Origin of the sequence: Sinosporangium album, from assembly GCF_900100605.1 — a bacterium.
Classification (GTDB): domain Bacteria; phylum Actinomycetota; class Actinomycetes; order Streptosporangiales; family Streptosporangiaceae; genus Sinosporangium; species Sinosporangium album.
Genome location: NZ_FNCN01000093.1, coordinates 1 through 1,330 on the forward strand (window position 1 = coordinate 1; position 1,330 = coordinate 1,330).

The following is a 1,330-nucleotide window of genomic DNA, read 5'->3' on the forward strand; positions in this document are numbered from 1 at the left end:
CGCAGCACCACGTCGTGCCGGAACCCGGTCGGCAGTACGGTGACCACGAGATCTGCGCCCTTGCCGGCGGCGTCGGCGTAGGTCGCCACATTCTTGTCGACCGTGGGTTTGGGCAGCGGTGTCGGCCAGCGCAGGGCGTAGAACCGGCCGTCGGCGGTCATGGTGGCGAAGGGGTCGGTGCCTCCGGTGGAGACCTCCACAGCCGTGCCCTCGGCGAGGGCTTTGGGGCGGAGCTTTCCGCTCTGCTCGGCCAGGGTGGTGTCGATCGGCACCCACCGGCCGTCCTGCCTGGTCCGCACCGGACCGGCCGCGACCTCGGTCTTGAAAGTCTTCCCATCCGGCTGGGCATAGGTGACGCTGGTCGCGGTCGTCTCGTCGGCAACCTCGACGGCCTTGCCCTGCTTGGCCGCCGCCTGAGAGGCGGCGATCCGCGCCTGCAACGGCACGTTGGAGATCGCGTTCCCGTTCTTGCCGGCCATCCAGGCCGCCGTGTCGTTGAGCGATGCGTTGTGACCGTTGCCGGACGAGTCGGCGGCAATCTTTCCAGTGCCCTCGTCGAACGTCCAGTTGGCGGCCACCTGATCGATGGTGCGGAAGGACCAGGTGTGGGGAACCATCTCGTTCTCCCAAGCATCGATCGCTCCTGAGACCACAACGGTGTACGTTGCACCGGGGTGGAGCGGCTGCGTGGGAGTGAAAGTCGCGGTCTTCTTGGTGGCGTCCAGCATGGTAGCGCCCTGGATCTGGGCACCCTGTGTGCTCTTCACCACGAACTCTGGATCGAAGATCTCCTCCGAGAACGTCACCTGTACACGGGAGTCCAGGGATACATCGGTGGCGCCGCTGGTCGGCTCTGTCGCCAGTACCCGCGGCGGTGTTGTGTCCTCACCGCCTGGATTGGTGGTGTCGTCGCTATCGCCAGGATCTGGCACGCTGGGGGAGAGCTTGTCGAGTCCAATCAAGGAGCCTTCACTGTCACGCTGATCTTCATTTGCAGCGATCAGCTCATCGCTCAGCGGCTCGATCAACTCGTCGAGTTCTGGCACGTAGACGGATTTGGCGAGAGCTTCCTCGTATTCGGGAATCGAGGTGAGCGGCTCCCGCGAGGTGGTGACCACCGTCTCCAGGCGTGGCGGCGTGGGTGCCTCGAAGTCGACGGTGAGGATGGGCGGGTGGAGCGTCCCCTTGCAGGCTTCCAGCGGTGCCGTGGTGCAGCCGCCGGCGTCCTCGGAGCGGTAGCGTCGCCAGTTCCGCAACTCCGATTCGTCACCCGCGGTGAGCTGGATGCCGTAGTTGGGGGCACCGTCGACCCACGCCTGGACGATCCCGT

Annotated in this window: 1 protein-coding gene; it reads right to left on the reverse strand. The window is 65.9% G+C overall.

What is annotated here, in order from left to right; genetic code table 11:
* The coding region (locus BLQ73_RS30760) for an Ig-like domain-containing domain (protein ID WP_176955803.1) at positions 1 to 1,330 on the reverse strand (1,330 nt) is incomplete at both ends.